This is a genomic window from Micromonospora sp. NPDC003776, assembly GCF_053605645.1.
This window is the reverse complement of the sequence record NZ_JBSGJR010000040.1, coordinates 1-22984: the sequence shown is the minus strand read 5'-3', so window position 1 is coordinate 22984 and position 22984 is coordinate 1. Positions and strand designations below refer to the sequence as shown.

The window sequence follows — 22984 nt, the reverse complement described above, 5'->3', positions numbered from 1 at the left end:
GGGGGGCGTACCCCCACGCGCCGGCGCTTTCGCCGTACCGCCGGGTCAGCGGCGGCCGCTGGCCTTGGCGGTGTTCTTGCCGTTGTTCAGCGCCTTGCTGACGTCGTCGGCCGGGCGGCCGGAGACGTCCCGGGCGCCCTCGGCGACCGACGGGACCTTGTCGGTCGGCTGGATCACCGGCTGGCTGCTCGACCGGGCGGTCGACGCGCTGCCGGTCCCGGCCACCGCCGAGCTGCCGGCGCCGGTCTGGGTCACCTTCGCGGTCGGCTCGGGGGTCTCCACCACGATGGTGTCGACGTCCTCGCGCAGCGGCTCCAGCTTCTCGGTGCCCGTGGTGTCGAGCCGGCCGGTCGGGTCGTACTCGGTCCACTCCAGCTGCTCGCGGCGGCGGCGCATGGCCATCGCCCCGGCCAGGCCGGCGACGGTGCCGGCGGCCAGCAGGCCGGCCATCATGCCGCGCGACTTCTTCTGCTTCTTCCTGGCGATCTTCATGTTCTTGGCCTTGACCTTCTTCGACACGGCGGCCTGCTTGGCAGCGGCGGCCTTACGGCCCTTCAGGTTCTTTGCCGCAGCGTCGGCCTGCGCGTTGCGCATGGCCATCAGCAGAGGCGCGAGCGCCGCGGCCGTCGAGGCGACACCGCTCGACGCCCGGTCCCGGACCAGCATCGCGGTGGGCCCGGCGGCCACCCGGGCTGCCTGGACCCGCGGGCCGACCGTGGCGCCGGCACCCTTCGCCGCGTACGTCGCGGCCTGCCTCAGGTGACCGATGCCCTGGTTCAGCTCGGCCTTGGCGAGCTGTCCCTGGGTCTTGCGCCGCCCGATTCCAAACACGGTCCCACCTCCTGGGAGTTGTTCCTCCGTCATCCTCCACCTTCGGATGCCTCCGCATGGCCAGATCGGGCACATGGGAGGATCCGCATGGAACTGACCAACGAGTGAGGAGTACCCGTGGCCGAGGCTGTCTACGCCACCTTGCACACCAACGCTGGCCCGATCCGGCTGGAGCTCTTCCCGAACCACGCGCCGAAGACCGTCCGCAACTTCGTCGAGCTGGCCGAGGGGACCAAGGAGTACATCGACCCGCGTACCGGCCAGCCGGGCAGCGGGCCCTACTACGACGGCACCATCTCGCACCGCGTGATCAGCGGTTTCATGATCCAGATGGGTGACCCGACCGGCACCGGCCGCGGCGGCCCGGGCTACAAGTTCGCCGACGAGTTCCACCCGGAGCTGCGCTTCGACCGGCCGTACCTGCTGGCGATGGCGAACGCCGGGCCGGGCACCAACGGCTCGCAGTTCTTCATCACCGTGTCGCCGACGCCGCACCTGAACAACCGACACACCATCTTCGGTCAGGTGGCGGACGAGCAGTCGGCCAAGGTCGTGGACTCGATCGCGAACACCCCGACCGGCCCGAGCGACCGGCCGCTCCAGGACGTCGTGATCGAGCGCGTCGAGATCGAGCACAAGCCCGCCTGAGCGCGCCGCGGGTACCTTTGCTCGCATGACTGAGCGCTCCGGGCAGGCAGGTGACGCCACCGAGGGGCCGGTGCCGACCGCACCGGTCTGCTACCGGCACCCCGATCGGGCGACGTACGTCCGGTGCACCCGCTGTGACCGGCCGATCTGCCCGGAGTGCATGCGGGAGGCCTCCGTCGGGCACCAGTGCCCGGAGTGTGTCAACGAGGGACGCCGCACCGTACGGCCGGCGCGTACCGCCTTCGGTGGCGGTGCCGCCGGCCGTCAGGGCTACGTCACCAAGACGCTGATCGCCTTGAACGTGCTCGTCATGCTCCTCTCCATCGCGTCGGCGCGGAGCGGGACGGCGGTCGCCGGCGGCGGCCTCGGTGGCCTGATGGGGGGCTCGACCCCGCTGACCGAGTGGGGCGCGGTACTCGGCCTGGCGCGCTTCCCTGACAACACCGTGGGCGGGGTGGCCGACGGCCAGTGGTACCGCCTGGTCACCGCGATGTTCGTGCACTACGGCGTGGTGCACCTGCTGCTCAACATGTGGGCGCTCTGGGTGCTCGGCCGGACCCTGGAGGCGGTGCTCGGCCCGCTGCGCTTCCTCGCGCTCTATCTGATCGCCGGGCTCGGCGGCAACGTGGCGGCCTACGTCTTCACCGCACCGAACCGGTTCACGGCCGGGGCGTCGACCGCCATCTTCGGCCTCTTCGCCGCGATCTTCGTGATCATGCGCCGGCTCGGCCGGGACACCTCGTCCATCGTGCCGATCTTGGTGATCAACCTGATCTTCACCTTCACCGTGCCGGGCATCTCGATCGCCGGCCACCTGGGCGGCCTGGTCGCCGGCGCGCTGATGGCGCTGGTCCTGGCGTACGCCCCGCGGATGCGGCGGACCGTGTTCCAGACGGTGGGCGGGGCGATCATCGCGGTGGCGCTGCTCGGCCTGATCCTGGTCCGCACCGGCATGTTGATGTGAGCAGGGACCCCTGCTAACCAGCGGGGCGCGCGGCGGCCCGGGCGGCACGCAGCGCCTCGGCGACCTCCTCCGGCGGGGCGTCGAGGTCGTACCGGCCGAAGAGATGCAGCGACTCCCCCGCGTCGATCTCCAGCGCCTCGGCGGTCAACCCGCGCCGGGTCCGCCGGTCCACGCGGATCGCCTCGACGGCCGACCAGGGCAGCAACCGCCGGCCGGCGAAGCCCCGGATCACCGTGATCCCCTGGGCGTCGACGGCCAGCCGGACTGGTGCGACCAGGTCGCGTACCGCCCAGCCGGCCAGCGCGGCGGCGGCCAGCCCGGCGAGGGCGAGCCGGACCGGGTCGTCGCCCTGGAAGAGCAGGCCCAGCGCGACCAGGACGAGCGCGCCGGCCGCCTTGGCCACCGGCAGGACCGCCGGCACCCGCCACTGGCGGGCCGGGAGCGACTGTGGCATCACCGCCCCAGCATGCCAGCCGCTCGGCGCCTCCTCCCGGGCGCGGCCCGACGGTTTCGCGGCATGTCGCCGTCTCGTGGGACCCGGACACCGCGACGTGCCGCATCCCGAGTCGATCAAGGGGCGGTCCGGCGGGAACCGGGGGAGGACGACCGGCGGGCTCAGGACGTAGGATCGGAGGCAGCCCAAGTTACCGGGGAGTAGACATGAGTGACGCGGTCATCGTCGGTGCGGTACGGACCCCGGTCGGGCGGCGCAAGGGCAGCCTCGCCGGCGTGCACCCGGTCGACCTCTCGGCGCACGTGCTGCGGGCCCTCGCCGAGCGGACCGGGATCGAGCCCGGCCAGGTCGACGACGTGGTCTGGGGTTGCGTGTCGCAGGTCGGCGAGCAGTCGTGGAACGTCGCCCGCAACGCCGTGCTGGCCGCCGGCTGGCCGGAGTCGGTCCCCGGCACCACGCTCGACCGGCAGTGCGGGTCCAGCCAGCAGGCGCTGCACTTCGCCGCCGCCACCGTCCTCTCCGGACAGGCCGACCTGGTGGTCGCCGGCGGCGTCGAGTCGATGACCCGGGTGCCGATGGGCTCCAGCGTGGCCGGCGGCATGCCGTTCAGCCCCGCCATCCTCGAGCGCTACCGCGGGGTCGAGGGGGTCGCCGAGGACAGCCCGCTCCCGTTCAACCAGGGCGTCGGCGCCGAGCTGATCGCCCGGCGCTGGCGGTTCTCCCGTACCCAGCTCGACGAGTTCGCGCTGGCCAGCCACGAGAAGGCGGCCGCCGCGCAGGACGCCGGCGCGTTCGACCCGGAACTGGCCCCGGTGGCCCTGGCCGACGGCGGCAAGTTCAGCGCCGACGAGGGCATCCGGCGGGACACCTCGCTGGCCAAGCTCGGCGAGCTGGCCACCCCGTTCCAGGCCGACGGCGTGGTCACCGCCGGCTCCGCGTCCCAGATCTCCGACGGCGCCGCCGCGCTCGCGGTCACCACCAGCGAGTGGGCCAGCCGGCACGGCCTACGCCCGCTGGCCCGGGTGCACACCGCGGTGGTCGCCGCCGACGACCCGGTCACCATGCTCACCGCGCCCATCCCGGCCACCGCGAAGGCGCTGCGCCGCGCGGGGCTGGGCATCGAGGAGATCGGGGTGTACGAGGTGAACGAGGCGTTCGCCCCGGTGCCGCTGGCCTGGCTGGCGGAGACCGAGGCGGACCCGGAGCGGCTGAACCCGCGCGGCGGGGCGATCGCCCTCGGCCATCCGCTCGGCGGGTCGGGCGCCCGGATCATGACCACCATGCTCCAGCACATGCGGGACAACGGGATCCGCTACGGCCTGCAGACCATGTGCGAGGGCGGCGGGATGGCCAACGCGACCATCGTCGAGCTGCTCTGAGGCCGGAAATCGCCTCGCCCGGCGGGTGACCGTCCGCCTACCCTGCCGGGCGTGACGACGACTCCGACCCCCGCCGGGTCCACTGAGCACTGGCGGCCCGAGGCGCACGCCTGGACAGCGGGCGAGCTGGCCCGGCACGGCCGCCGGGTGACCGGTGAGGTGACGGCCCGGGTCCGTCCGTGGTCCGAGGTGTGGCAGGTGCCCACCGACGCCGGCCCGGTCTGGTTCAAGGCCAACAGTCCCGGCACCCGGTACGAGGCGGCCCTGCTGGCCGAGTTGCCCCGGCTCGCCCCCGGCCAGGTGCTCGACCCGCTCGCCGTGGACGCCGCCCGCGGCTGGTCCCTGCTTCCCGACGGCGGCCCCAGCCTGCGTGACGTGGCCCCGGGCGCCCAGGCCGTACGCCATTGGGAGCGGGTGCTGCCGGCGTACGCCGCCCTCCAGTCAGCCGCCGCGTCGGAGGTGGCGCGCCTGCTCGCCGCCGGCGTGCCGGACCAGCGGCCGGAACGGATGCCCGAGCTTCTCGACGGGCTGCTCGACGACGAGGCGGCCCTGCTGCTCGGCGCGGCGGACGGGCTGACCCCCGAGCTGCACGCGCGGCTGCGGGCGTACCGGCCGGAGTTCGCCGCGCTCTGCCGGCGGCTCGCCGAGACCGGGATCGCCGCCAGCATCCAGCACGACGACCTGCACGACGGCAACGTCTTCGTCACCGACGCCGGCTACCGCTTCTTCGACTGGGGGGACGCCTCGGTGGCCCACCCCTTCGGCACGCTGCTGGTGACGCTCCGCTCGGTCGCGTACGGCGCCGACCTGAGTCCGGACGACCCGGCACTGCGCCGGCTGCGGGACGCGTACCTGGAGGCGTGGACCGACCGGTGCGACCGGGCGACGCTGCGCGAGGCGGCCGGCCTCGCCGTGCGCGTGGCCACGGTGAGCCGGGCCCTCTCCTGGCGGCGGGCGCTGGACACCCCCGACCCGGGTCGGGCCGAGTACGCGGCGGCGGTCCCCGGCTGGCTCGGTGAGGTGTTCGCCGATCTGCCGCTCTGAGCAGCCGTGCCGGCGGGGCCGTCCCCGCTACGCCCGCCCGGGCAGACGAACCGCCGCGAAAGGGACAAGATTCGGTTCGGGGGTCGACAGGCGGCCCGCGACCTGGCAAGAATCTTGGGGCCGGTGTGGAGCGAGTGACGCCAGGCGTCCGCCGCCGGCCTTCTGACCACGGGGACAGATTCGGGGAATCATGACACCCACCCTCTCGCTGCCCGGGCTCCGCCGGGCCGCCCACCGGACGCTGGCCGCCGCGGCCGCCGCCGTCCTCGGTACCGGCGCCGCGGTCGCCGCCACCACCGCGCCCGCCCAGGCCGCCATCGGCCCGCAGCCCGGCACGTTCACCGGCCGTGGCTTCGACTCCTACTGCGCGCCGTCCAGCGCCGAGATGCAGGCCTGGCTCGCCTCGCCGTACCGGTCGTACACCATCTACTTCGGCGGGCAGAACCGCGGCTGCGCCCAGCAGAACCTGACCAAGGACTGGGTCGCCACGCAGGTGGCGGCGGGCTGGCACCTGGTCCCGATGTACGTCGGCCTCCAAGCGCCCTGCCTGGTCACCACCGAGGCCAAGATCGACCCGACGCAGGCCGCCGCGCAGGGCCGGGCGCAGGCCGACGACGCCATCCTCCAGGCGCAGAACCTCGGTCTCCCCCGGGAAAGCGTGCTGGTCTACGACATGGAGGACTACGACGGCGGAGACGCCGCCTGCACCACGGCGGTCACCACCTTCATGAGCGCGTGGACCGCGCGCCTGCACGACCAGGGCTACCTCTCCGGCTTCTACAGCAGCATGGCGCGCGGCGTGCCCGACCAGGTGGCGGCCTACAACACCGCCGGCTACGTCCGCCCCGACTACGTGCACTTCGCCCGCTGGGACAACAACGCCACGGTCTCCGACTCCGGCATCCCGGCCGGTTACTGGTCGCCGAAACGGCGGATGAAGCAGTACGGCGGCCCGCACGACGAGACGTACGGCGGCGTCACGATGAACGTCGACAGCAACTACCTCGACGTCGCTCCGCTGCCGGCCACGAAGTTCGGCGACTTCACCGGCAACGGCTGGTCGGACGTCGCCTACCGGGAGCCGTCCACCGGCCGGCTCTACCTGTACGGCGGCAACGGCACCAGCCTGAGCGGCCGGCTGAGCCTGGGCTCCGGCTGGAACGGCATGGACGTCATCTTCCGGGCCGGCAACTTCGACAAGTCGGGCGGGGAGGACCTCATCGCCCGGGAGAAGTCGACCGGTTACCTCTGGCTCTACCCCGGCAACGGGTCGACCCCCACCACCCGGGTGTACCTCGGCGCGGGCTGGACCGGCTTCCGGGAGATCACCTCGGTCGGTGACTACAACCGCGACGGCTACCAGGACCTGGTCGCGGTGAACTCCTCCACCGGGGCGATGTACCTGTACCCGGGCACCGGGGGCACGGCGTTCAAGACCCGGGTGTACCTCGGCGCGGGCTGGAACAGCGTGGACGAACTGAACGGCGGTGGCGACTTCAACGCCGACGGCTACCCGGACCTGGTCGCCCGGGAGAAGAGCACCGGTTACCTGTACCTCTACCCGGGACGCTCGGGCGCCTTCACCACCCGGACCAAGGTCGGCAGCGGCTGGAACACCATGCGGGACCTCGTCCAGGTCGGTGACTTCGACCGGGACGGCCGCCCGGACATGGTCGCGGTGCAGAAGTCGAGCGGTTACCTCTACCTCTACCGGTGGACCGGCACGGCCTGGGCGCCGGCGCTCCGGATCGGCACCGGCTGGGGCAGCCTGACCCCGCTGCTCTGAGTCCCGCACTCCGTCCCGACGGCCCGCGCCGGTCCAGCCGGCGCGGGCCGTCGCACGTCCGGATGTCGCACCACGCGTGCGATTTGCACGGGTGGAAGTTCCGCAATTCCGGAGTGACCCATATCACCCCTGCTCACATGCTCGTTGCATCTTGCATGGACGTGTTCTCGCGAACGTTCCTTCCGGCCGCCGCCGAGGCCGGCCTGGCGACCCAGACCGTCAGCCGGCACATGCCGATCTTCCGCCGGTGCGTCGGCTGCGGTGACGCCACGATCCTGGTCACCCGGTGCAGCCGCCCGGAACACCCGATCGGCGGGGAGTACCTGATGCTCCTCACCCACCGCCGCCTGGTGGTGACCCAACAGACCCGGGTGCTGCACCGGCTGCGGCTGCACCTCAACACCGAACTGCGCGAGCTGAGCAACGTCACGTGGAGCCCCGACGCGCGCGCGCAGTGCGTCGAGCTGGCGGCCACCGCGATCGACGGAGTCCGCGAGCGGTTCCTCATCCGTACCCACCACCCCAAGCAGGTGTGGCAGCTCGACGCCCTGCTCAACCACGCTTTCCGGACCCGGCTCCGGAGCCCCGCGGAGCGGCTGGTCGCCACCATCGGCGAGCCCGTGGCGTTCGCCCGCCCGGCGGTGTTCCGCCCGGCGCCGGTGCGCTGACCCGGCTCTTACCGAATCCGAACATTCCCCCGACCTCCCCGGCCGCCGCCGGTCGGTAATCATGGGCCGGTGACCGCCGACACCACGCCGCGCGGGCTCGTCCTCGTGGTGGAGGACGAGCCGGCCATCGCCGATCTGGTCCGGCTCTACCTGACCCGGGACGGCTTCGGCGTACACCTGGAACGGGACGGGGCGGCCGGCCTGGCCGCCGCGCGGCGGCTGCGCCCGGTGGCCTGCGTGCTCGACATCGCGCTGCCCGGCCTGGCCGGCACCGAGATCTGCCGCCGGCTCCGCGAGGCCGGCGACTGGACGCCGGTCATCTTCCTCACCGCCCGGGACGACGAGGTCGACCGGATCGTCGGCCTGGAACTGGGCGCCGACGACTACGTGACGAAGCCGTTCAGCCCGCGCGAACTCGTCGCCCGGGTGCGGGCGGTCCTGCGCCGCGCCACGGGTGCGCCCGACGGGGCCGGGCAGCCCCGGGTGGTCGGCCCTGTCACCCTCGATCCGGCCCGCCGCACGGTCACCGCCGCCGGCACCCCGGTCCAGCTCACGTCCACCGAGTTCGACCTGCTCGCGCACCTGATGGCCCGGCCCGGCCGGGTCTTCACCCGGGAGGAACTGCTCGCCGGCGTCTGGGGGTACGCGGCGCACGGCGGCACCCGGACGGTGGACGTGCACGTGGCGCAGGTGCGGGCCAAGCTCGGTCCGGCCAGCGTGATCCGCACCCACCGTGGCGTCGGGTACGCGGCCGATGCCTGAGCCCGCCCACCAGCCCACCGTCGCCCTGCCGGTGATCGGCCCGCGTCCCGCCCCAGCGCCGCCCCGCCGGCGCCTGGCGCACACCCTGACCGCCCGCGCGGTGCTGGTCACCTGCGCGGTGGCCCTGGTGTCCGTACTGGTCACCGCGCTGGTCGCGGTCCCCCTGGCGGTACGCGGCGCCGAGCGGCGCGACCAGGCGGCGCTGGCCGCCCAGGCCCGGCTCGCCGCCGACGTGCTGCGCGTCCGCGCCGTACGCCAGCGGGACAGCGTCGGGGAACGGCTCATCCGTCAGCTCCGCCAGCAGGACATCGACGTCTACCTGATCCGGGCCGGGCAGGTGGATCGACCCGGCCTGCCCCGCCAGGTGGTGAACCGCGTGGCAGCCGGCGGGAACGTCTCCGGCCGCCGGCTCGTCGACGGCCGCCGGACCCTGGTCGAGGGGCGGGCGCTCGCCGGCGGCGACGGGGTGGTGCTGACCCGGGCCACCTCCACCGGGCCGTGGCGGCAGGTGCTGCTCAGCCTCTGGTTGCCGTTGCTCGCCGGGCTCGCCGCCGGGGTGGGTGCCGGCCTGCTGCTGGCCCGCCGGTTGGCCCGGCCGATCCGGGTCGCCGCCACCGCCGCCGCCCGGTTGCGGGCCGGGGACCGGGCCGTCCGGGTGCCGGTCGAGCCGCCCGACGAGGTGGCCGACCTGGCGTACGCCCTCAACGGGCTGGCCGCCGCGCTGGCCACCAGCGAGGGGCGGCAACGGGAGTTCCTGCTCTCCGTCTCGCACGAGCTGCGTACCCCGCTCACCGCCATCCGGGGTTACGCCGAGGCGCTCGCCGACGGGGTGATCGACCCGGACGGGGTGCCGGACACCGGTCGGACCATGCTGGCCGAGGCCGAGCACCTGGACCGGCTGGTCAGCGACCTGCTGGCGCTGGCCCGGCTGGAGGCGGCCGACTTCCCGCTGGAACCGGGGCCGGTGGACCTGACCCGGCTGGCCGCCGACGCCGAACGGACCTGGTCCGACCGGTGCGCGGCGGTGGGGGTGCCGTTCCGGGTGGAGACGCCGGGCGGGCCGGTGCCGGCGTACACCGATCCCGGCCGGATCCGGCAGGTGGTGGACGGGCTGCTGGAGAACGCGCTGCGGGTCGTACCCCCGGGGGCGCCGGTGGTGCTGGCGGTCCGGCCGGCCGGCGCGGACCCGGCCGCCGGCGGTGTCGTCGAGGTCCGCGACGGCGGACCCGGCTTCACCGACGACGACCTCGCGGTGGCGTTCGAGCGCGGTGCGCTGCACCAGCGCTACCGCGGGGTACGGAAGGTGGGCAGCGGGCTGGGCCTGGCGCTGGCGGCCGGGCTGGTCCGCCGGCTCGGCGGCGAGATCGGCGCCGGCCACGCCCCGGAGGGCGGAGCCGCCTTCACCGTCCGGCTGCCCGCCGATCCTTACCTGATCCGAACATCGGCCTGACGCTCCGCTCGCCGGAGCGGGGGAGGCTGGGGTGACCACGGAGGAGAAAGGACAACCGATGGCACGTCAGGGAATCGTCACCGGCGTCACCGCGCTGTTCGCCGCGGCCGCGCTCGGCCTCGCCGGTTGCGGCCCCGCCCAGGTCGCGCAGGACACGGCGAAGGAGACCGCGGTCGAGGTGGCCGCCGCCATGGGCGCGGACGGCCAGGCGCTCACCGCGATGGGCTTCGACGCCGCCGACCTGGACGTGGCTCCGGTCGCCGACCCCGCCCCCTCGGCGTCGGCCGGGGAGCAGGCCGGCCCGCGGGACAAGCGCGGCCAGCAGGGCCAGGAGTGGCGCAAGCGGCACCGGGCCCGGGTGCTGCTGCGGAAGAACATCCTGCACGGCGAGGTGGTGGTGCAGACCAAGGAGGGCGGTACGAAGACCATCGCCGTGCAGCGCGGCCAGGTGACCGCGATCGACGACCGGTCGATGACCGTGAAGTGCACCGACGGCTTCACCATGACCTGGACGTTCGGCGACAAGCTGCGGGTGGTCGAGCGGCGACACACCGTGCGGTCCACCGACCTCAAGGTCGGTACGACGGTCGGCGTGGCCGGGGCGAAGGACGGCGACGGCGGCGTGGCCCGACTGATCGTGGTCCCGTTCCGGCAGCAGTGAGCCGGCGGGGGCGGCCGTTCCGGAGGGCGGCCCGCCCCCGTCCACCTCGGCCTTCATCACAGGTCTTGACAAAGCTCCGGGCGCTGCACTCACCGAGGCGGGGGCCTGCCAGGTTACGCTAGGGCCGACTTACCGTCGCCACCGTGGAGAACCCGTGAAGCTCTCGATCCTCATGCCGGTCTACAACGAGGAAGAACGCATAGCGGATGCCCTGAAGCAGGCATTTGCGGTGGACTATCCGTGCGAGATCGAGCTCGTCGTCGTCGACGACGGCAGCCGGGACGGCACCGCGGAGGTCCTCGGCCGGGTCGACGACCAGCGGCTTCGGGTCATCACCCACCCGCGGAACGCGGGCAAGGGCGCCGCGATCAGGACCGCGGTGGACAACGCCGAGGGTGAGTACATGGTCATCCTCGACGCCGACCTCGAGTACGACCCGCAGGACATCCCGAAGCTGCTGGAGCCCGTGCTCGACGGGCGGGCGAAGGTGGTCTACGGCAACCGCACCTTCGGCAGCCACAGCGCCTACAGCTTCTGGTACGTGATGGGCAACAAGGGCGTCACCACGGTGGCGAACGTGCTCTACAACTCCTACATCGGCGACCTGGAGACCTGCTTCAAGCTGATGCCGCTGGAGCTGTACCGGTCGCTGGAGATCCGGTCCCGCGGCTTCGGCATGGAGGCCGAGGTCACCGGCAAGCTGCTGCGCCAGCGGATCCGCCCGTACGAGGTGCCGATCAGCTACCGCGCCCGGGGCCGGGAGGAGGGCAAGAAGATCACCTGGAAGGACGGCGTCGAGGCGGTCTGGATCCTGGCCCGCGAGCGCGCCCGGCGTCGCCCCGTCACCCGCTGACGCCGCCCTTCCGGTCCCGCCCGGTTCAGCCGGACGGGTGCAGGAACGCGTCGACCGAACGGCGCAACCCGGCGGCGTCCAGGCCGTGCCAGCGGTCGTGGTCCTCCGGCGAGCCGTAGCGGCGCAGGTCCGCCCGGCCCACGCCGAGGGCGAGCAGCCGGTGCGGCCGGTCGGCCAGCGCGTCGCCGACCACCCGGGCCGAGGTGCCCGCCAGGTACGGCTCCACCAGAATCACCTCGCTGCCCGCGAGGGCCCGCAGCCCGGCGGTGTCGAACGGGCGCGGCCGATGGGTGTACGCCACAGTGACCGGCCGGCCGGCGACGGCCGCCAGCGCCTGGTCCAGCAGCGGCCCGACCGCCACCAGCAGCGGCGCCCCCGGCCCGGCGTCCCGGATCACCCGCAGGTCACCCGCGTCCGGGTACGCGGTCCCGTTGCTCTGCGTGGAGAGCCGCACGTACGCCGAGTCCTGCCGGTCGCACACCACGTCACGCAGCACCCGCGGCACCTCGTCCCGGTGTCCGGGCACGTGCACCGTCCAGTCCCGCAGGGTGTCGATCAGCGCCACGTCGGCCGGTGCCAGGTGGGTCCGTCCTGCCGCCGCCCGGTCGTACGACGCGCCGACGCTGACCAGCACCGCCCCGACCCCCTGGTGGTCGAGGTCCAGCTTGAGCTGCTCGTACGCCCGCTCGACCAGGAACGGCGCGTAGCTGTGCACGATGGGACGCAGCCCGGTCAGCGCCAGCCCGCCGGCCACGCCCACCATGAGCTGCTCCCGGATGCCGACGTTGAGCACCCGGTCGGGGTGACGGTCGGCGGCCGGGGCGAACGCCGCCGCGGAGATGTCGGCCAGCACGACGGCGGTCCGCGGGTCGGCCAGGAACTCGGTGGCGGTGGCCACGAAGGTGTCGCGCACGGTCACTCCCCGTTCTCGGTGACGACCGCGACGACGACGTGCGGCCGGTGGTGGTCGTGCCCGGTGAGGGCGGTGTGCAGGGCCTCGTGATCGCGGCCGTCGACGGTCGTCGCGGTCCACCCGTTGACGGTGAACCGGCTGTCCGCGCCGCCCGGCCAGCCGTGGCTCGCCGACCGGTTGTCCAGCACGATCGCGGTGAGGTTGGCCAGGCCGGTCGCGCCCGCGTAGGCGATCGCCTCGTGGTTGGAGCCCTCGTCCAGCTCGGCGTCGCCGAGCAGCACGTACACCCGGGGGTCCGGGCGGCCCTGGGCACGCAGGCCGAGCGCGGTACCCACGGCGAGCCCCAGGCCGTGCCCCAGCGAGCCGGAGCCGATCTCCACCCCCGGCACCAGCAGCCGGTCCGGGTGGTCGCCGAGCCGGCTCTCCGGGCCGCCCTGGTCGTCCAGCCACTCCACCGGTACGAAGCCCTTGGCCGCGAGCAGCGCGTAGTAGCCGGCGACCGCGTGCCCCTTCGAGAGCAGGAACCGGTCCCGGTCCGGGTCGTCCACGGTCTCCGGACTGATCCGGAGCACCCGGTCGTAGAGCACCTGGAGCACGTCCAGGGTCGAGTACACGTTCGGGCCGAAGTCGCGCCCGGCGCGGACCCGGTCCAGCAGTGCCGCCAGGCGGGCGGGGTCGGTGGCGGTCGTCGTCGTCATGCGGATAGCCTCGGAGTTGAAGTTCACTTCAACTCAAGGCTCTGTGATGCACGAATCACTCACCATCGGACAGCTCTCCGCCCGCAGCGGGGTGGCCCCCTCCGCGCTGCGCTACTACGAGCGGCTGGGGCTGATCCGAGCCGAGCGCACCGGCGGCAACCAGCGCCGGTACGCCCGCACCGAACTGCGCCGGGTGGCCTTCGTCCGGATCTCCCAGCAGGTCGGCGTCTCGCTGGAGGAGATCAAGGAAGCGCTGGACTCCCTGCCCTCCTCGCGGACGCCCACCCCGGACGACTGGGCCGCGCTGTCCCGGGCCTGGCGGGACCGGCTGGACGAGAAGATCCGGCTGCTCGGCAAGCTCCGCGACGACCTGGACGGCTGCATCGGCTGCGGCTGCCTGTCGTTGCAGCGCTGCACCCTCTACAACCCGGGCGACACGCTGGCCGCCGAGGGCCCCGGCGCCCGCCTGATGCTGCCCCGCCCGCCCGACGCCGCCTGACGGGTCACCGGACCAGCAGCACCTTGCCGACGTGGTCGTTGGTCTCCACCAGGCGGTGCGCGTCGGCGGCGTCGGCCATCCTCGCCCGGGCGTGCACGACCGGCCGGACCGTCCCAGCCTCGATCAGCGGCCACACCTGCTCGCGTACGCCCCGGACGATCGCCGCCTTCTCGTCCAGCGGGCGGGACCGCAACGCCGTGGCGTGCACCGAGGCCCGCTTCGCCAGCAGCATGCCCAGGTCCAGTTCGCCCTTGCGGCCGCCCTGCATACCGATCACCACCAACCGGCCGCCGGTGGCGAGCGCCGCCACGTTCCGGGGCAGGTACGCCGCCCCCATGATGTCGAGGATCACGTCCGCGCCCCGGCCGTCGGTGACCCGGTGGACCTCCTCGACGAAGTCCTGCTCCCGGTAGTCGACGGTGTGCGCGGCACCCAGTTCGCGCAGCCGCGCGTGCTTCTCGGCCCGCGCGGTCGCCACCACAGTCGCGCCGAGCGCTGCCCCGAGCTGGATCGCGAAGGTGCCGATCCCGCTGCCGCCGCCGTGCACCAGCAGCGTCTCGCCCTTGGCCAGCCGGGCCAGCTGGACCACGTTCGACCAGACCGTGCACGCCACCTCCGGCAGCGCCGCGGCGTCGACCAGGTCGACCCCCGCCGGCACCGGCAGCAACTGCCCGGACGGCACGGCGACCCGCTCGGCGTAGCCACCGCCGGCCAGCAGCGCGCAGACCTCCTGACCGACCGCCCACCCGGTGACCTCCGGGCCGACCTCGCTCACCACCCCGGAGCACTCCAGCCCCGGGTACGCGGGCGCGCCGGGCGGCGGCGGATAGTGCCCCTGCCGTTGCAGCAGGTCCGCCCGGTTCACCGCGCTGGCCCGCACGTCCACCACCACCTCGTCGGGACCGGGCCGGGGATCGGGCACCTCGGACCAGATGAGGGCGTCGGGCCCGCCGGGCTTCGGGATCGTCATCGCGCGCATGGCCCAGTCTTACCCGATCCGTCCCTCCGCCCACGCCCGAGCCAGGATCTCGTCCACCGTCGCGGCCGGGGTCTGCGCCGAACTGTCCAGCCACAGCCCGATCCGGGGCGTGTCGGCCCGGAACCCGGCGTCCAGGTCGGCCACCGGCCAGTCGCCGTACCCCTGCTTGGGCCGGTCGCGCTCGCGGGCGGCGACCACGTCCGCGCGCGGCGCGAGCACCACCACCGCGAGCGGGCGGTGCCGGATCCGGTCGACCATCGCCGGCAGTTCGGCGCCGAGCACCACGTCCTGCAGCACGACGGTGAACCCCGCGGCGGCGTAGCGGTCCGCCGCGGCGGCGGCGAGGTCGTAGCGGAGCCGGAGCTGGCGCCACGCCTCGTCGGAGAGCTCCGCGGTCATCGCCGCCCGCCCACCGACGATCATCCGGCGGAACACGTCCCCGCGCAGGTGCACCGACCGGGGCAGCCGCCGGGCCAGCAACTCGGCCACTGTGGACTTGCCGGCGGCCATGATCCCGCTGATCAGCACCACTGCCGGTGTCTCCCACACTCGACCATCCTGTCAGTACGGGTGGGACGCCCGCCTCGGCCGGGAACGGTCCGTGGCAGACTATGCACGGTCGCGTACCCCTCGGGGACGCGCCCGGGAGGGTTCGCCTAGTGGCCGATGGCGCTGGTCTTGAAAACCGGTAAGGGCAGCGATGTCCTTCGTGGGTTCGAATCCCACACCCTCCGCCTCCCCGCGAAAACAGCCCCCTGACCAACCCGTCAGGGGGCTGTTCCGGGCCGGCGAGGTGCCGGAAGCGGGCTGCCGTCAGCTGCTGCAGGCGGCGCCGTTGAGGGTGAACCCGCTCGGCGCGGCGGTGTTGCCGGTGTGGGTGGCCTGGAAACCGATCGTGGTCGACCCGCCCGGCGGGATGCCGGCGTTGTAGCTGACGTTGGTCGCGGTCACCTGGCCGCTGGTCGGGGAGTACGTGGCGTTCCAGCCCGAGGTGATGTTCTGCCCGGACGCGAGGTTGAATTTCAGCGACCAACCGTTGATGGTGGCCGTGCCGGTGTTGGTGATGGTGATGTTGTCGGTGAGGCCGTTGTTCCAGGCGCTCACCGAGTTGCTCACCCGGCACGCTCCGCCGCCCGGGTTCGGCGGCGGGCTGCTGGTCGTCGGCGGCGGGGTCGTCGGGGTGGGTCCGATGGGGCCCTCACTCACCGTGATGTTGGAGCTGCCGCTGCTCTGATACCCCTCGGTGGCCATGATCTGGTAGTCGTGGGTGCCGAGGTTGAGGCCGAGGCTGGCCCAGGCGTTGAAGTGGTTGGCGGTGGTGATGGTGCCGCTGTTGCGGTGCGACTGCCGGACGCTCCAGTACTGGTAGAACGTCGCCGTGCCGTCGATGGAGGGCTGGTTGACCCGCTGGGTGCGGTAGATGTCGTAGGTGCTGCCGTCGGTGGTGACGGAGCCCAGCCGGGTGGCGCCCGTGCTCGGGTTGTACGAGCCGAAGTTCTCGACGATGTAGTACTCGATCAGCGGGTTCCGGGTCCAGCCGTAGAGCGCCAGGTAGCCGTTGCCGTTCGGGCTGAAGCTGCCCGAGTAGTTCACGGTGTGGCTGGAGCCGGGCTTCCAGCCCTTGCCGACCACCATGTTGTTCATGTTGCTCCACTGGACGCTGTAGTTGCCGCCCGCGCCCAGCGTCATGGTGACGTTGCCGTTGTCCTTCCAGTACGAGTAGAAGAAGCCGTTGTGGGTGCCGGTCGAGTTCGAGGTGATGATCCGGTCGGCCTCGGCGTGGGCGACGCCGGTCATGGTTGCCGACGCCGCGGCCAGCACGACGGCGGTGGCACCGGCGAGGAGCAGCCGCATCCGGCTGCGCCGCCGGCGCGTGGGTGGGACGGGGGACTCATGCACGGGCGTACATCCTCCTCGTGAGGCAGCCCGAGGGTCGGGCCGCAAGACAGGAACCAGCTCGCTGCCGTGGCCCGGACTGGCAGCCGTTGAGGTTCATCGATGCCTGAATCATCGATCCGCCTCATCGTGCTGTCAACAACTTCCGGAAGTCTTACGAGGGACCGCCGGGCCCGCCCGAGCTGGGTTGCGTTCCTGGGCAGGAAACTCTCGGTCGGCGGCCCGAGGGACTGGGGACCTTCCCGGCCGAGGCCGCGACTCTCAGCCGAGAATTGCGGCGGCGTCGTCGAAAGTTTCGGCGTCGGTTCGGTGGGCCAGGCCGGACACGTTGCCCTTCCCGGTTCGCCCAGGGCACGCGAAGGGGTATGAAGGGGCGCAGGACATTCGCGCGCACCCGGAAGGACCGTTTCGATGACCCTGGAACGACCGATCGCCCCGGACCCGTACGAGCTGCTGCCGACGGTGCCGTCGTTCACGCTGACCAGCGACGACGTGCACAACGGCGAGCCGATGGACGCGCGGTACGCGCACGGCAGCGCCGGTGGCGAGAACGTCTCCCCGCAGCTGTCCTGGTCGGGCTTCCCGGACGAGACCAAGAGCTTCGTGGTCACCTGCTTCGACCCGGACGCCCCGACCGGCAGTGGCTTCTGGCACTGGGTGCTGGTGGACGTGCCCGCCTCGGTGACCGAGCTGCCGACCGCGGTGCAGGAGAGCGACCTGGGCGGCGCGTTCAGCATCCGCAACGACTACGGCGACACCGGCTACGGCGGCGCCGCCCCGCCGCCCGGCGACCGCCCCCACCGGTACGTCTTCGCGGTGCACGCGGTCGACGTGGAGCGGCTCGACGTGGGCCGGGAGGCCAGCCCCGCCTTCGTCGGCTTCAACCTGGCGTTCCACACCCTGGCCCGGGCGGTGATCCGCCCGACGTACCAGATCAAGGAGTGAGGGAAGCGGGGCCTCCGCCGGTGCGGAGGCCCCGCGCCGGTCAGGCGGGGACCCGGGCGACCGCGAAGACGGACTGGCCGAAGGGCGGGCGTACGGCCTGCTCGGCCGCCTTGGTGGCGGGCAGGACCAGGCTGTCGTAGATCTTCACCATCGGGCCCTCCTTCGGCATCAGCCGGAAGACCTTGGTGGCCATGAAGTAACCGATCAGGCCGAGCGCGTTCGCGTAGTGGATCTTTTCCACGGTGAGGCCCGCCTCGGTCATCGCCGCGGCGAGCGTCTTCTTCGTGTAGCGCCGGACGTGGCCGGTGGCGATGTCCGCGGGGCTCATCGCGAACTGGAACGCCGGCACGATGATGACCACCGCACCGCCGGGCCGGACCAGGTCGCGCATGCTGCGCAGCGCGCCCACGTGGTCCTCGATGTGCTCCAGCACGTTGTACGACACGGCCGCGCTGTAGTCGCCGGGCTCGGAGTGCGGCAGCAGCATCTGCCGGACCTCGATGGTGGGGTGATCGGCGAGTCGCTCCTTGAGCCGGACCAGCCGGTCCGGGTCCGCCTCGGTGGCGGTGATCCGGGGCAGGCGCTCGGACCACTCCAGCGCGTAGTCGCCCAGCCCGCTGCCGATCTCGATGGGGTTGTCACCGAGGTAGGGCACGGCCAGCTCGACGAACCACCTGCGGTGGTTGACCGCCGTCGCCAGCCCTTCGAGCACCTCCGACTGGACGCGCTGGTCCCCAGTGATTTCTGCCATGCGTCGATTCCTCACGATATGACTGACCCGCGCCTGGACCGACAGAGTCAACCATCTGGATGGCTGGGTGGGAAATCGGGGCACCGGGGGTGGCCGAATTGCGGTCGGGGGAGGGCACGTGATCGGCGGTCGGCGAACCCGGCACATAGTACGCCAGTACCCCGAAACATGTCACGGCCCGGCCATACCCTGACTACGCTCTGAATTGCCATGACTACTCCTCAATCGGACGCCGCCTGCGGTGGTCCCGCCGAGGGTGCGTCCGACGGGGGCGAGCGGCCGGCGTGGCGGCGCTGGATCGACCTCGCCGCCGTGCTCAGCTTCGTGCTGCTCGCCTTCTGGGTGACCGCGCGGTTCTGGATGAACCCGGCCGCCGGGGTGCGGGACAACCGTTCGGACCAGGCGCAGTTCGAGTGGATGATGGCACACGGTGCGCGAGTGGTTACGCAATTCGTGGATCCGTTCACGACCGACCGGATGAATGTCCCGGACGGCGTCAATCTGATGGCGAATACGTCCGTATTATCCACTTCTCTGCCAATGACGCCGGTCACCGTGTTGTTCGGGCCACGTTGGGCATTCCTGCTGTTTCTCACCCTCGGTATGGCGGCCACCGGGATCGCGTGGTATTTCGTCCTTTCCCGGGTGCTCATCGGCAGCCGGGGACCGGCCTGGCTCGGCGCCGGCTTCTGTGCCTTCGCGCCGGCGATGGTGTCGCACGCCAACGCGCACCCCAACATCGTCAGCCAGTTCGTGGTGCCGTTGATCGTCTGGCGGACCCTGCGCCTGGCCGAGCCCCGCCGCTGGCTGCGCAACGGGCTGCTGCTCGGCCTGATGATCGTCTGGCAGGCCTTCCTCAACCTGGAGATCCTGCTGATGACGGCGATCGGGCTGGCCGTCGTGGTGGGCGCGCTCGCGGTCGGCCGGCCCTCGGTACGCCGGGCGATCCGGCCGTTCTGCGCCGGCCTCGCGGTGGCCGCCGTCCTCGCCGGGGTGCTCCTCGCCTACCCGCTGTACGTGCAGTTCTTCGGGCCCGGCGCCTACCAGGGGCTGTCCCGGCTGATCCGGGGCTACCGCACCGATCTCGCCTCGTTCGTCGCCTGGTCCCGCGAGTCCCTCGCCGGGGACGCCCGGGGCAGCGTGTGGCTGGCCAAGAACGCCACCGAGGAGAACGCCTTCTTCGGCTGGCCGCTCGTCGTGCTGGTCGGCGCGCTGGTCTGGTGGCTGCGACGCAACGTCGTGGTGCTCGCCCTGGCCGGGGTCGGGCTGCTCTTCGCCGTCTTCTCACTGGGCCGGGAGATCCGCTTCGACGGGCAGGACACCGGCGTCCCGGCCCCCTGGGCGGTGCTGGAGCACCTGCCGGTCCTGCACTCGGTGGTGCCCACCCGCTGGTCCCTGGCGCTCACCCCGATCATCGGGGTCCTGCTCGCCCTCGGGGCGGAGCACGTCCGGCACCTGGCCCGGCGGCACCCGGCCGCCCGTCCGCAGCTCCGGTTCGTCACGGCCACCGTGCTGACCATGGCGCTCCTGCCGCTCCTGCCCACCCCGCTGCCGTCGGTACGCCTGGACCCGATCCCCGCCTTCGTCACCTCCGGGGCGTTCCGCCCGTACGTCGCCGGCGGGCACAGCATCGTGACCCTGCCGCTGCCCGACACCACGTATCCCGACCCGCTGCGCTGGGCCGCCGACACCCGGCTGGACCTCCCGCTGGCCCGCGGCTACTTCCTCTATCCGGACACCCGGCCGGGACGGGGACGGGTGGCGCTCTTCACCGCACCGCCGCGCCCCACCAGCACCTTCTTCACCACGATCCGCACCACCGACGGGGTGCCGCCGATCACGCCGGCGGATCGGGTGTCCGCGGTCGACGACCTGCGCTACTGGCGGGCCGGCGCGGTGATCCTCGACCCCGCGCTGCGGCAGGCCGACGCGCTACGCCGGGGGATGACCGCGCTGACCGGCATCGAGCCGAGGTACACCGGCGGCGTCTGGCTGTGGGACGTCCGGCCCCTGGTTCGCTGAGCAGCCGGCCGCACAGCGGCGGGCCGGTCAGGACGGGCGGAGGCAGCAGCCCTGGCAGATCTTCGGCCGGGGCAGGGTGAAGGCCAGGCAGCAGGTACGCCGCTGCACGGTCGGCTCGCCGGCCGGGCCGGGCACCAGCTCCACCAGGTCGCTCAGCTCGAGCGTGTCGAGCAGCGTCCCGATCGTCTCGCCGGCCGGGCCGGGCAGGGCGTCCGAGGCGCGCAGGATGCCGTGCGCGATGCCCGAGGCGACGGAGCCGAGCAGCGTACGGGTGCCGAGCCGGACCTCGGTCTGGATGGCCGCGATCAGCGGCAGGAAGTGTGCGTCGAGCAGGCTGGCGCGCAGCGCGCCGAGCAGCGCCGCCTCGTCGGCGACCACCCGTACGCCGGGGTGGTCGGCCACCGCCAGCGGGTCACCGGGCAGCACCGCGACCGTGGTCGAGCTGCGCAGGCCCAGGGTGAGCAGCTGGTGGTGATCCTCGAAGTGGACCAGCACGTCGGCCGGGTCGAGCAGCGGCACCCGCCGGGCCGAGGCCCAGCCGAGCACCACCGGCAGCGCGGTCCAGTAGCTGTACGACTTCCAGGCCAGCGCCGCGCAGGCGTGCGGCGTGCCGCCGAAGCGCCGGGTGGCGGCGGCGAGGAATTCCGGCAGCAGGGTGCCGTCGATCAGCCGGGTCGCGGGGGACCAGCGGGCCTCGTCGGCGGTGACCAGCAGTCCGGGGGCGAGCCCGGGCAGGTCGTCGGTGCCGAACATGGCGCGCAGGGTGGCGGTCACCGGGGCCAGCGGCGTGGCGACGGCCTCGCGCCTCGGCATCACCGCAGTCACCTTGATCCGTCCCCTGTCTGGTGGTCCCCACCGGTCGCCATCCGTCTGTTCGAACTAAGGCTAGCCTAACCACAGTTCCCGGGCGGGGGAAGTCGCGCCGAGGGGTCGATGGAGAGGTCCCGGTCACTCCGCGGGCGTCGCCGCGTGCCGCGTACTACCCGGCCGGGCGGGCGGAAAACGCCGTCGGCGGGCCGGCGGGACCGGGCAAGTATCGACGCTCACCGTTGAATTGGCAAGACACCTGTCGAATACGAGGCAGTTTCCGTACACGTTCGGCCACCGAACGTGAAAATGAGGCTCCCGTGTACGAGGAAGCCGATGTCGACCTCCCCCATCGAGCGCGCCGCCGACTCGTTCGCGGCCGAGCTCGCCCGGCACCGCACCGGCCGAGGGCTGTCCAAGAAACAGCTGGCGACCCTGATGGGCTTCGACCCGTCGTACGTCAGCCACGTCGAGGGGCGACGGCACCGGCCTACCGAGGACTTCGCCCGCCGGGCCGAGGCCGTCCTGGCGGCCAGCGGCGCGATCTGGCAGCGCTTCCGGGAGTACGACGAACTCCGGCACGCCCGCTCCGGGGGCCACCACCGGGAGCCGCCCGTCCCCGGGCAGTGGTTGCCGCCCGGCACCGGCCTGGTGGTCGAACGGGAGTCCGCCACCCTCACCTGGACCGACGAGGGCTACCACTGCGCCATCCGGCGGGAGCTGTACAACGCGGGCACCGAGCCGGTCACCCGCTACCTGGTCCGGGTCGCCGTGGACCGCTACCCCGACGACCCCGGTCGCTCCAACCGGCACCACCGGGAACACCCACTCACCTTCGCCGAGCTGCAACTCGCCGCGTACCGCGACGACGGGGGCAGCCGCGAACCGATGCACTGGCGGGCCAAGCACGACCGGGACGCGTTCAAGGAGATCTGGCTGCTCTTCGAGAACGCCGAGGGCCGGTTCCCGCTCTACCCCGGCGACCGGGTCACCATCGAGTACGCCTACCGCGTCGGCCGGGACAAGTGGGGCCCCTGGTTCCAGCGCGCCGTACGCCTGCCCACCCGGCACCTTGCCGTCCGGCTCGACCTCCCGGCCGGCCTCGACCCGAAGGTGTGGGGAGCGGAGACGTCCCTCTCCTCCGAGGAGGGGCCGCTGCGTACCCCCATCCAGCGCCGGGCCGAGGGTGGCCGGGTAATCTTCGACTGGGCCACCGACGATCCACCGCTCAACGCCCGGTACCGGATGCAGTGGCGCTTCCGGGGCCTGCCGCCGGAGACCGAGCCGGACGGCCGCGCACCGGGCGTACGGGTACGGCCCAGCGACCGGATGCGCGGCATCGGCATCGTGCAGCGCGGCGACGACCTGCTCCGCCAGCCGTCCCGCCAGTTCGACCTGCCCCGCGAGGAACGCGTGGCCCGGGAGGTCGTCGACCGGCTCGCCGGCATCCTGGACCGCCTCGACGAGCTGCATCCGTTCAGCAAGGGCGTCGGCATCGCCGCGCCGCAGCTCGGCCAGCCGTGCGCTGCCGCCCTGGTCCGCCCGGCCGACCGGGCCGCCGAGCCGGTCGTCCTGCTCAACCCCCGGGTGGTCGACGTCGCCACCGAGACCGACGAGCAGTACGAGGGTTGCCTCTCCTTCTTCGACCACCGAGGCCTGGTGCCCCGCCCGCTCCGGATCGACGTGGAACACGCCCTCTGGGACGGTAGCCGGGTCATCACGTCCTTCGAGTTCGGGATGGCCCGGTTGGTCGCCCACGAGATCGACCATCTGGAAGGGCGCCTCTACGTCGACCGGATGCCCCCCGGCGTGCCGCTGGTGCCGGTTGAGGAATACCGCGACACCGGCCACCCCTGGCGCTACTGAGGATCGCCGGCAGATTCCGGTACGCGGGCCGGTTGCCGCCAGGCCTCGGTGGTCGAAGAAGGAGAGGCAACCCTCGTACTGCTCGTCGGTCTCGGTGGCGACGTCGAC

Annotated in this window: 23 protein-coding genes and 1 tRNA gene; 15 read left to right on the top strand and 9 right to left on the bottom strand. The window is 72.8% G+C overall.

Annotated features, from left to right (window positions below):
* Window positions 1-45: 45 nt before the first annotated feature.
* A complete protein-coding gene (locus ACWEVO_RS06255; protein WP_452306506.1) occupies window positions 46-864 on the bottom strand; it encodes a hypothetical protein in 819 nt (272 codons plus the stop codon).
* 84 nt (window positions 865-948) lie between these two features.
* Here ACWEVO_RS06255 and ACWEVO_RS06250 point away from each other — a divergent pair, with 84 nt between their 5' ends.
* Together ACWEVO_RS06250 and ACWEVO_RS06245 are read left to right on the top strand one after the other, a co-directional pair.
* Window positions 949-1479 carry a peptidylprolyl isomerase gene (locus ACWEVO_RS06250; protein WP_452306505.1) on the top strand — a complete coding sequence of 177 codons (531 nt, stop codon included), beginning with the start codon at window positions 949-951 and terminating at the stop codon, window positions 1477-1479.
* Window positions 1480-1504: 25 nt separating this feature from the next.
* Window positions 1505-2443, top strand: coding sequence for a rhomboid family intramembrane serine protease (locus ACWEVO_RS06245; RefSeq protein WP_452306504.1), 939 nt, complete (start codon window positions 1505-1507; stop codon window positions 2441-2443).
* 13 nt (window positions 2444-2456) lie between these two features.
* Here ACWEVO_RS06245 and ACWEVO_RS06240 read toward each other — a convergent pair whose 3' ends face one another.
* Window positions 2457-2897 (bottom strand): PH domain-containing protein, encoded by a 441-nt coding sequence (locus ACWEVO_RS06240; RefSeq protein WP_452306503.1) that lies wholly within the window; start codon window positions 2895-2897, stop codon window positions 2457-2459.
* A 206-nt stretch (window positions 2898-3103) separates the two neighbouring features.
* Between ACWEVO_RS06240 and ACWEVO_RS06235 the strand changes: the two genes are divergently transcribed.
* From ACWEVO_RS06235 to ACWEVO_RS06200, 8 genes are all read left to right on the top strand, one after another.
* Window positions 3104-4276 (top strand): thiolase family protein, encoded by a 1173-nt coding sequence (locus tag ACWEVO_RS06235; RefSeq protein ID WP_452306502.1) that lies wholly within the window; start codon window positions 3104-3106, stop codon window positions 4274-4276.
* A gap of 51 nt (window positions 4277-4327) precedes the next feature.
* Window positions 4328-5320, top strand: a complete 993-nt coding sequence (locus tag ACWEVO_RS06230) for a phosphotransferase (protein WP_452306501.1) — start codon at window positions 4328-4330, stop codon at window positions 5318-5320.
* 190 nt (window positions 5321-5510) lie between these two features.
* The gene (locus tag ACWEVO_RS06225) at window positions 5511-7106 is read left to right on the top strand and encodes a glycoside hydrolase domain-containing protein (RefSeq protein ID WP_452306500.1); all 1596 of its coding nucleotides are present in this window, start codon (window positions 5511-5513) and stop codon (window positions 7104-7106) included.
* A 155-nt stretch (window positions 7107-7261) separates the two neighbouring features.
* Complete coding sequence (locus ACWEVO_RS06220) at window positions 7262-7774, top strand: hypothetical protein (protein WP_452306499.1); 513 nt, start codon at window positions 7262-7264, stop codon at window positions 7772-7774.
* Window positions 7775-7843: 69 nt separating this feature from the next.
* Window positions 7844-8536: a response regulator gene (locus tag ACWEVO_RS06215; protein WP_452306498.1), complete on the top strand. Its 693-nt coding sequence runs from the start codon at window positions 7844-7846 to the stop codon at window positions 8534-8536.
* Window positions 8529-9986, top strand: coding sequence for a sensor histidine kinase (locus ACWEVO_RS06210; protein WP_452306497.1), 1458 nt, complete (start codon window positions 8529-8531; stop codon window positions 9984-9986). The genes ACWEVO_RS06215 and ACWEVO_RS06210 overlap by 8 nt, the downstream gene beginning before the upstream one ends.
* A 58-nt stretch (window positions 9987-10044) precedes the next feature.
* The gene (locus ACWEVO_RS06205) at window positions 10045-10647 is read left to right on the top strand and encodes a hypothetical protein (RefSeq protein WP_452306496.1); all 603 of its coding nucleotides are present in this window, start codon (window positions 10045-10047) and stop codon (window positions 10645-10647) included.
* A 154-nt stretch (window positions 10648-10801) separates the two neighbouring features.
* Complete coding sequence (locus tag ACWEVO_RS06200) at window positions 10802-11500, top strand: glycosyltransferase family 2 protein (RefSeq protein ID WP_452306495.1); 699 nt, start codon at window positions 10802-10804, stop codon at window positions 11498-11500.
* Window positions 11501-11525: 25 nt separating this feature from the next.
* Here the strand turns inward: ACWEVO_RS06200 and ACWEVO_RS06195 are convergent, their stop codons facing one another.
* Both ACWEVO_RS06195 and ACWEVO_RS06190 read right to left on the bottom strand, forming a co-directional pair.
* The gene (locus ACWEVO_RS06195; protein WP_452306494.1) at window positions 11526-12413 is read right to left on the bottom strand and encodes a transketolase family protein; all 888 of its coding nucleotides are present in this window, start codon (window positions 12411-12413) and stop codon (window positions 11526-11528) included.
* A 2-nt stretch (window positions 12414-12415) separates the two neighbouring features.
* A complete protein-coding gene (locus ACWEVO_RS06190; protein ID WP_452306493.1) occupies window positions 12416-13111 on the bottom strand; it encodes a transketolase in 696 nt (231 codons plus the stop codon).
* A 46-nt stretch (window positions 13112-13157) separates the two neighbouring features.
* Here ACWEVO_RS06190 and soxR point away from each other — a divergent pair, with 46 nt between their 5' ends.
* Window positions 13158-13610: a redox-sensitive transcriptional activator SoxR gene (gene soxR / locus ACWEVO_RS06185; RefSeq protein WP_452306492.1), complete on the top strand. Its 453-nt coding sequence runs from the start codon at window positions 13158-13160 to the stop codon at window positions 13608-13610.
* A gap of 4 nt (window positions 13611-13614) precedes the next feature.
* On the opposite strand, the gene ACWEVO_RS06180 is transcribed toward soxR, so the two are convergent.
* Both ACWEVO_RS06180 and ACWEVO_RS06175 read right to left on the bottom strand, forming a co-directional pair.
* A complete protein-coding gene (locus tag ACWEVO_RS06180) occupies window positions 13615-14589 on the bottom strand; it encodes an NAD(P)H-quinone oxidoreductase (RefSeq protein ID WP_452306491.1) in 975 nt (324 codons plus the stop codon).
* Between the two features lie 9 nt (window positions 14590-14598).
* The gene (locus tag ACWEVO_RS06175; RefSeq protein WP_452306490.1) at window positions 14599-15138 is read right to left on the bottom strand and encodes an AAA family ATPase; all 540 of its coding nucleotides are present in this window, start codon (window positions 15136-15138) and stop codon (window positions 14599-14601) included.
* Window positions 15139-15234: 96 nt separating this feature from the next.
* Here ACWEVO_RS06175 and ACWEVO_RS06170 point away from each other — a divergent pair.
* Window positions 15235-15323, top strand: a tRNA-Ser gene (locus ACWEVO_RS06170).
* Between the two features lie 79 nt (window positions 15324-15402).
* Here the strand turns inward: ACWEVO_RS06170 and ACWEVO_RS06165 are convergent.
* Window positions 15403-16443, bottom strand: a complete 1041-nt coding sequence (locus ACWEVO_RS06165; protein WP_452306507.1) for a glycoside hydrolase family 11 protein — start codon at window positions 16441-16443, stop codon at window positions 15403-15405.
* A 453-nt stretch (window positions 16444-16896) separates the two neighbouring features.
* On the opposite strand from ACWEVO_RS06165, the gene ACWEVO_RS06160 reads away from it, so the two are divergent.
* The gene (locus ACWEVO_RS06160; protein ID WP_452306489.1) at window positions 16897-17430 is read left to right on the top strand and encodes a YbhB/YbcL family Raf kinase inhibitor-like protein; all 534 of its coding nucleotides are present in this window, start codon (window positions 16897-16899) and stop codon (window positions 17428-17430) included.
* A 40-nt stretch (window positions 17431-17470) separates the two neighbouring features.
* Here ACWEVO_RS06160 and ACWEVO_RS06155 read toward each other — a convergent pair whose 3' ends face one another.
* Window positions 17471-18181 carry a class I SAM-dependent methyltransferase gene (locus ACWEVO_RS06155; RefSeq protein WP_452306488.1) on the bottom strand — a complete coding sequence of 237 codons (711 nt, stop codon included), beginning with the start codon at window positions 18179-18181 and terminating at the stop codon, window positions 17471-17473.
* A 210-nt stretch (window positions 18182-18391) separates the two neighbouring features.
* Between ACWEVO_RS06155 and ACWEVO_RS06150 the strand changes: the two genes are divergently transcribed.
* Window positions 18392-20203, top strand: coding sequence for a hypothetical protein (locus ACWEVO_RS06150; protein WP_452306487.1), 1812 nt, complete (start codon window positions 18392-18394; stop codon window positions 20201-20203).
* 27 nt (window positions 20204-20230) lie between these two features.
* Here ACWEVO_RS06150 and ACWEVO_RS06145 read toward each other — a convergent pair whose 3' ends face one another.
* The gene (locus ACWEVO_RS06145) at window positions 20231-21016 is read right to left on the bottom strand and encodes a hypothetical protein (RefSeq protein WP_452306486.1); all 786 of its coding nucleotides are present in this window, start codon (window positions 21014-21016) and stop codon (window positions 20231-20233) included.
* Between the two features lie 330 nt (window positions 21017-21346).
* Between ACWEVO_RS06145 and ACWEVO_RS06140 the strand changes: the two genes are divergently transcribed.
* Window positions 21347-22876, top strand: a complete 1530-nt coding sequence (locus ACWEVO_RS06140) for a peptide deformylase (protein WP_452306485.1) — start codon at window positions 21347-21349, stop codon at window positions 22874-22876.
* Window positions 22877-22984: the final 108 nt, after the last annotated feature.

Coding starts and splice junctions, on each gene's coding strand:
- ACWEVO_RS06155 (WP_452306488.1), bottom strand. CDS start 18,181: ATGGCAGAAATCACTGGGGACCAGCGCGTCCAGTCGGAGGTGCTCGAA.
- ACWEVO_RS06220 (WP_452306499.1), top strand. CDS start 7,262: ATGGACGTGTTCTCGCGAACGTTCCTTCCGGCCGCCGCCGAGGCCGGC.
- ACWEVO_RS06145 (WP_452306486.1), bottom strand. CDS start 21,016: ATGCCGAGGCGCGAGGCCGTCGCCACGCCGCTGGCCCCGGTGACCGCC.
- ACWEVO_RS06255 (WP_452306506.1), bottom strand. CDS start 864: ATGACGGAGGAACAACTCCCAGGAGGTGGGACCGTGTTTGGAATCGGG.
- ACWEVO_RS06210 (WP_452306497.1), top strand. CDS start 8,529: ATGCCTGAGCCCGCCCACCAGCCCACCGTCGCCCTGCCGGTGATCGGC.
- ACWEVO_RS06160 (WP_452306489.1), top strand. CDS start 16,897: ATGACCCTGGAACGACCGATCGCCCCGGACCCGTACGAGCTGCTGCCG.
- ACWEVO_RS06180 (WP_452306491.1), bottom strand. CDS start 14,589: ATGCGCGCGATGACGATCCCGAAGCCCGGCGGGCCCGACGCCCTCATC.
- ACWEVO_RS06165 (WP_452306507.1), bottom strand. CDS start 16,443: ATGCGGCTGCTCCTCGCCGGTGCCACCGCCGTCGTGCTGGCCGCGGCG.
- ACWEVO_RS06235 (WP_452306502.1), top strand. CDS start 3,104: ATGAGTGACGCGGTCATCGTCGGTGCGGTACGGACCCCGGTCGGGCGG.
- soxR (WP_452306492.1), top strand. CDS start 13,158: ATGCACGAATCACTCACCATCGGACAGCTCTCCGCCCGCAGCGGGGTG.
- ACWEVO_RS06225 (WP_452306500.1), top strand. CDS start 5,511: ATGACACCCACCCTCTCGCTGCCCGGGCTCCGCCGGGCCGCCCACCGG.
- ACWEVO_RS06240 (WP_452306503.1), bottom strand. CDS start 2,897: ATGCCACAGTCGCTCCCGGCCCGCCAGTGGCGGGTGCCGGCGGTCCTG.
- ACWEVO_RS06150 (WP_452306487.1), top strand. CDS start 18,392: ATGACTACTCCTCAATCGGACGCCGCCTGCGGTGGTCCCGCCGAGGGT.
- ACWEVO_RS06190 (WP_452306493.1), bottom strand. CDS start 13,111: ATGACGACGACGACCGCCACCGACCCCGCCCGCCTGGCGGCACTGCTG.
- ACWEVO_RS06245 (WP_452306504.1), top strand. CDS start 1,505: ATGACTGAGCGCTCCGGGCAGGCAGGTGACGCCACCGAGGGGCCGGTG.
- ACWEVO_RS06140 (WP_452306485.1), top strand. CDS start 21,347: ATGTCGACCTCCCCCATCGAGCGCGCCGCCGACTCGTTCGCGGCCGAG.
- ACWEVO_RS06205 (WP_452306496.1), top strand. CDS start 10,045: ATGGCACGTCAGGGAATCGTCACCGGCGTCACCGCGCTGTTCGCCGCG.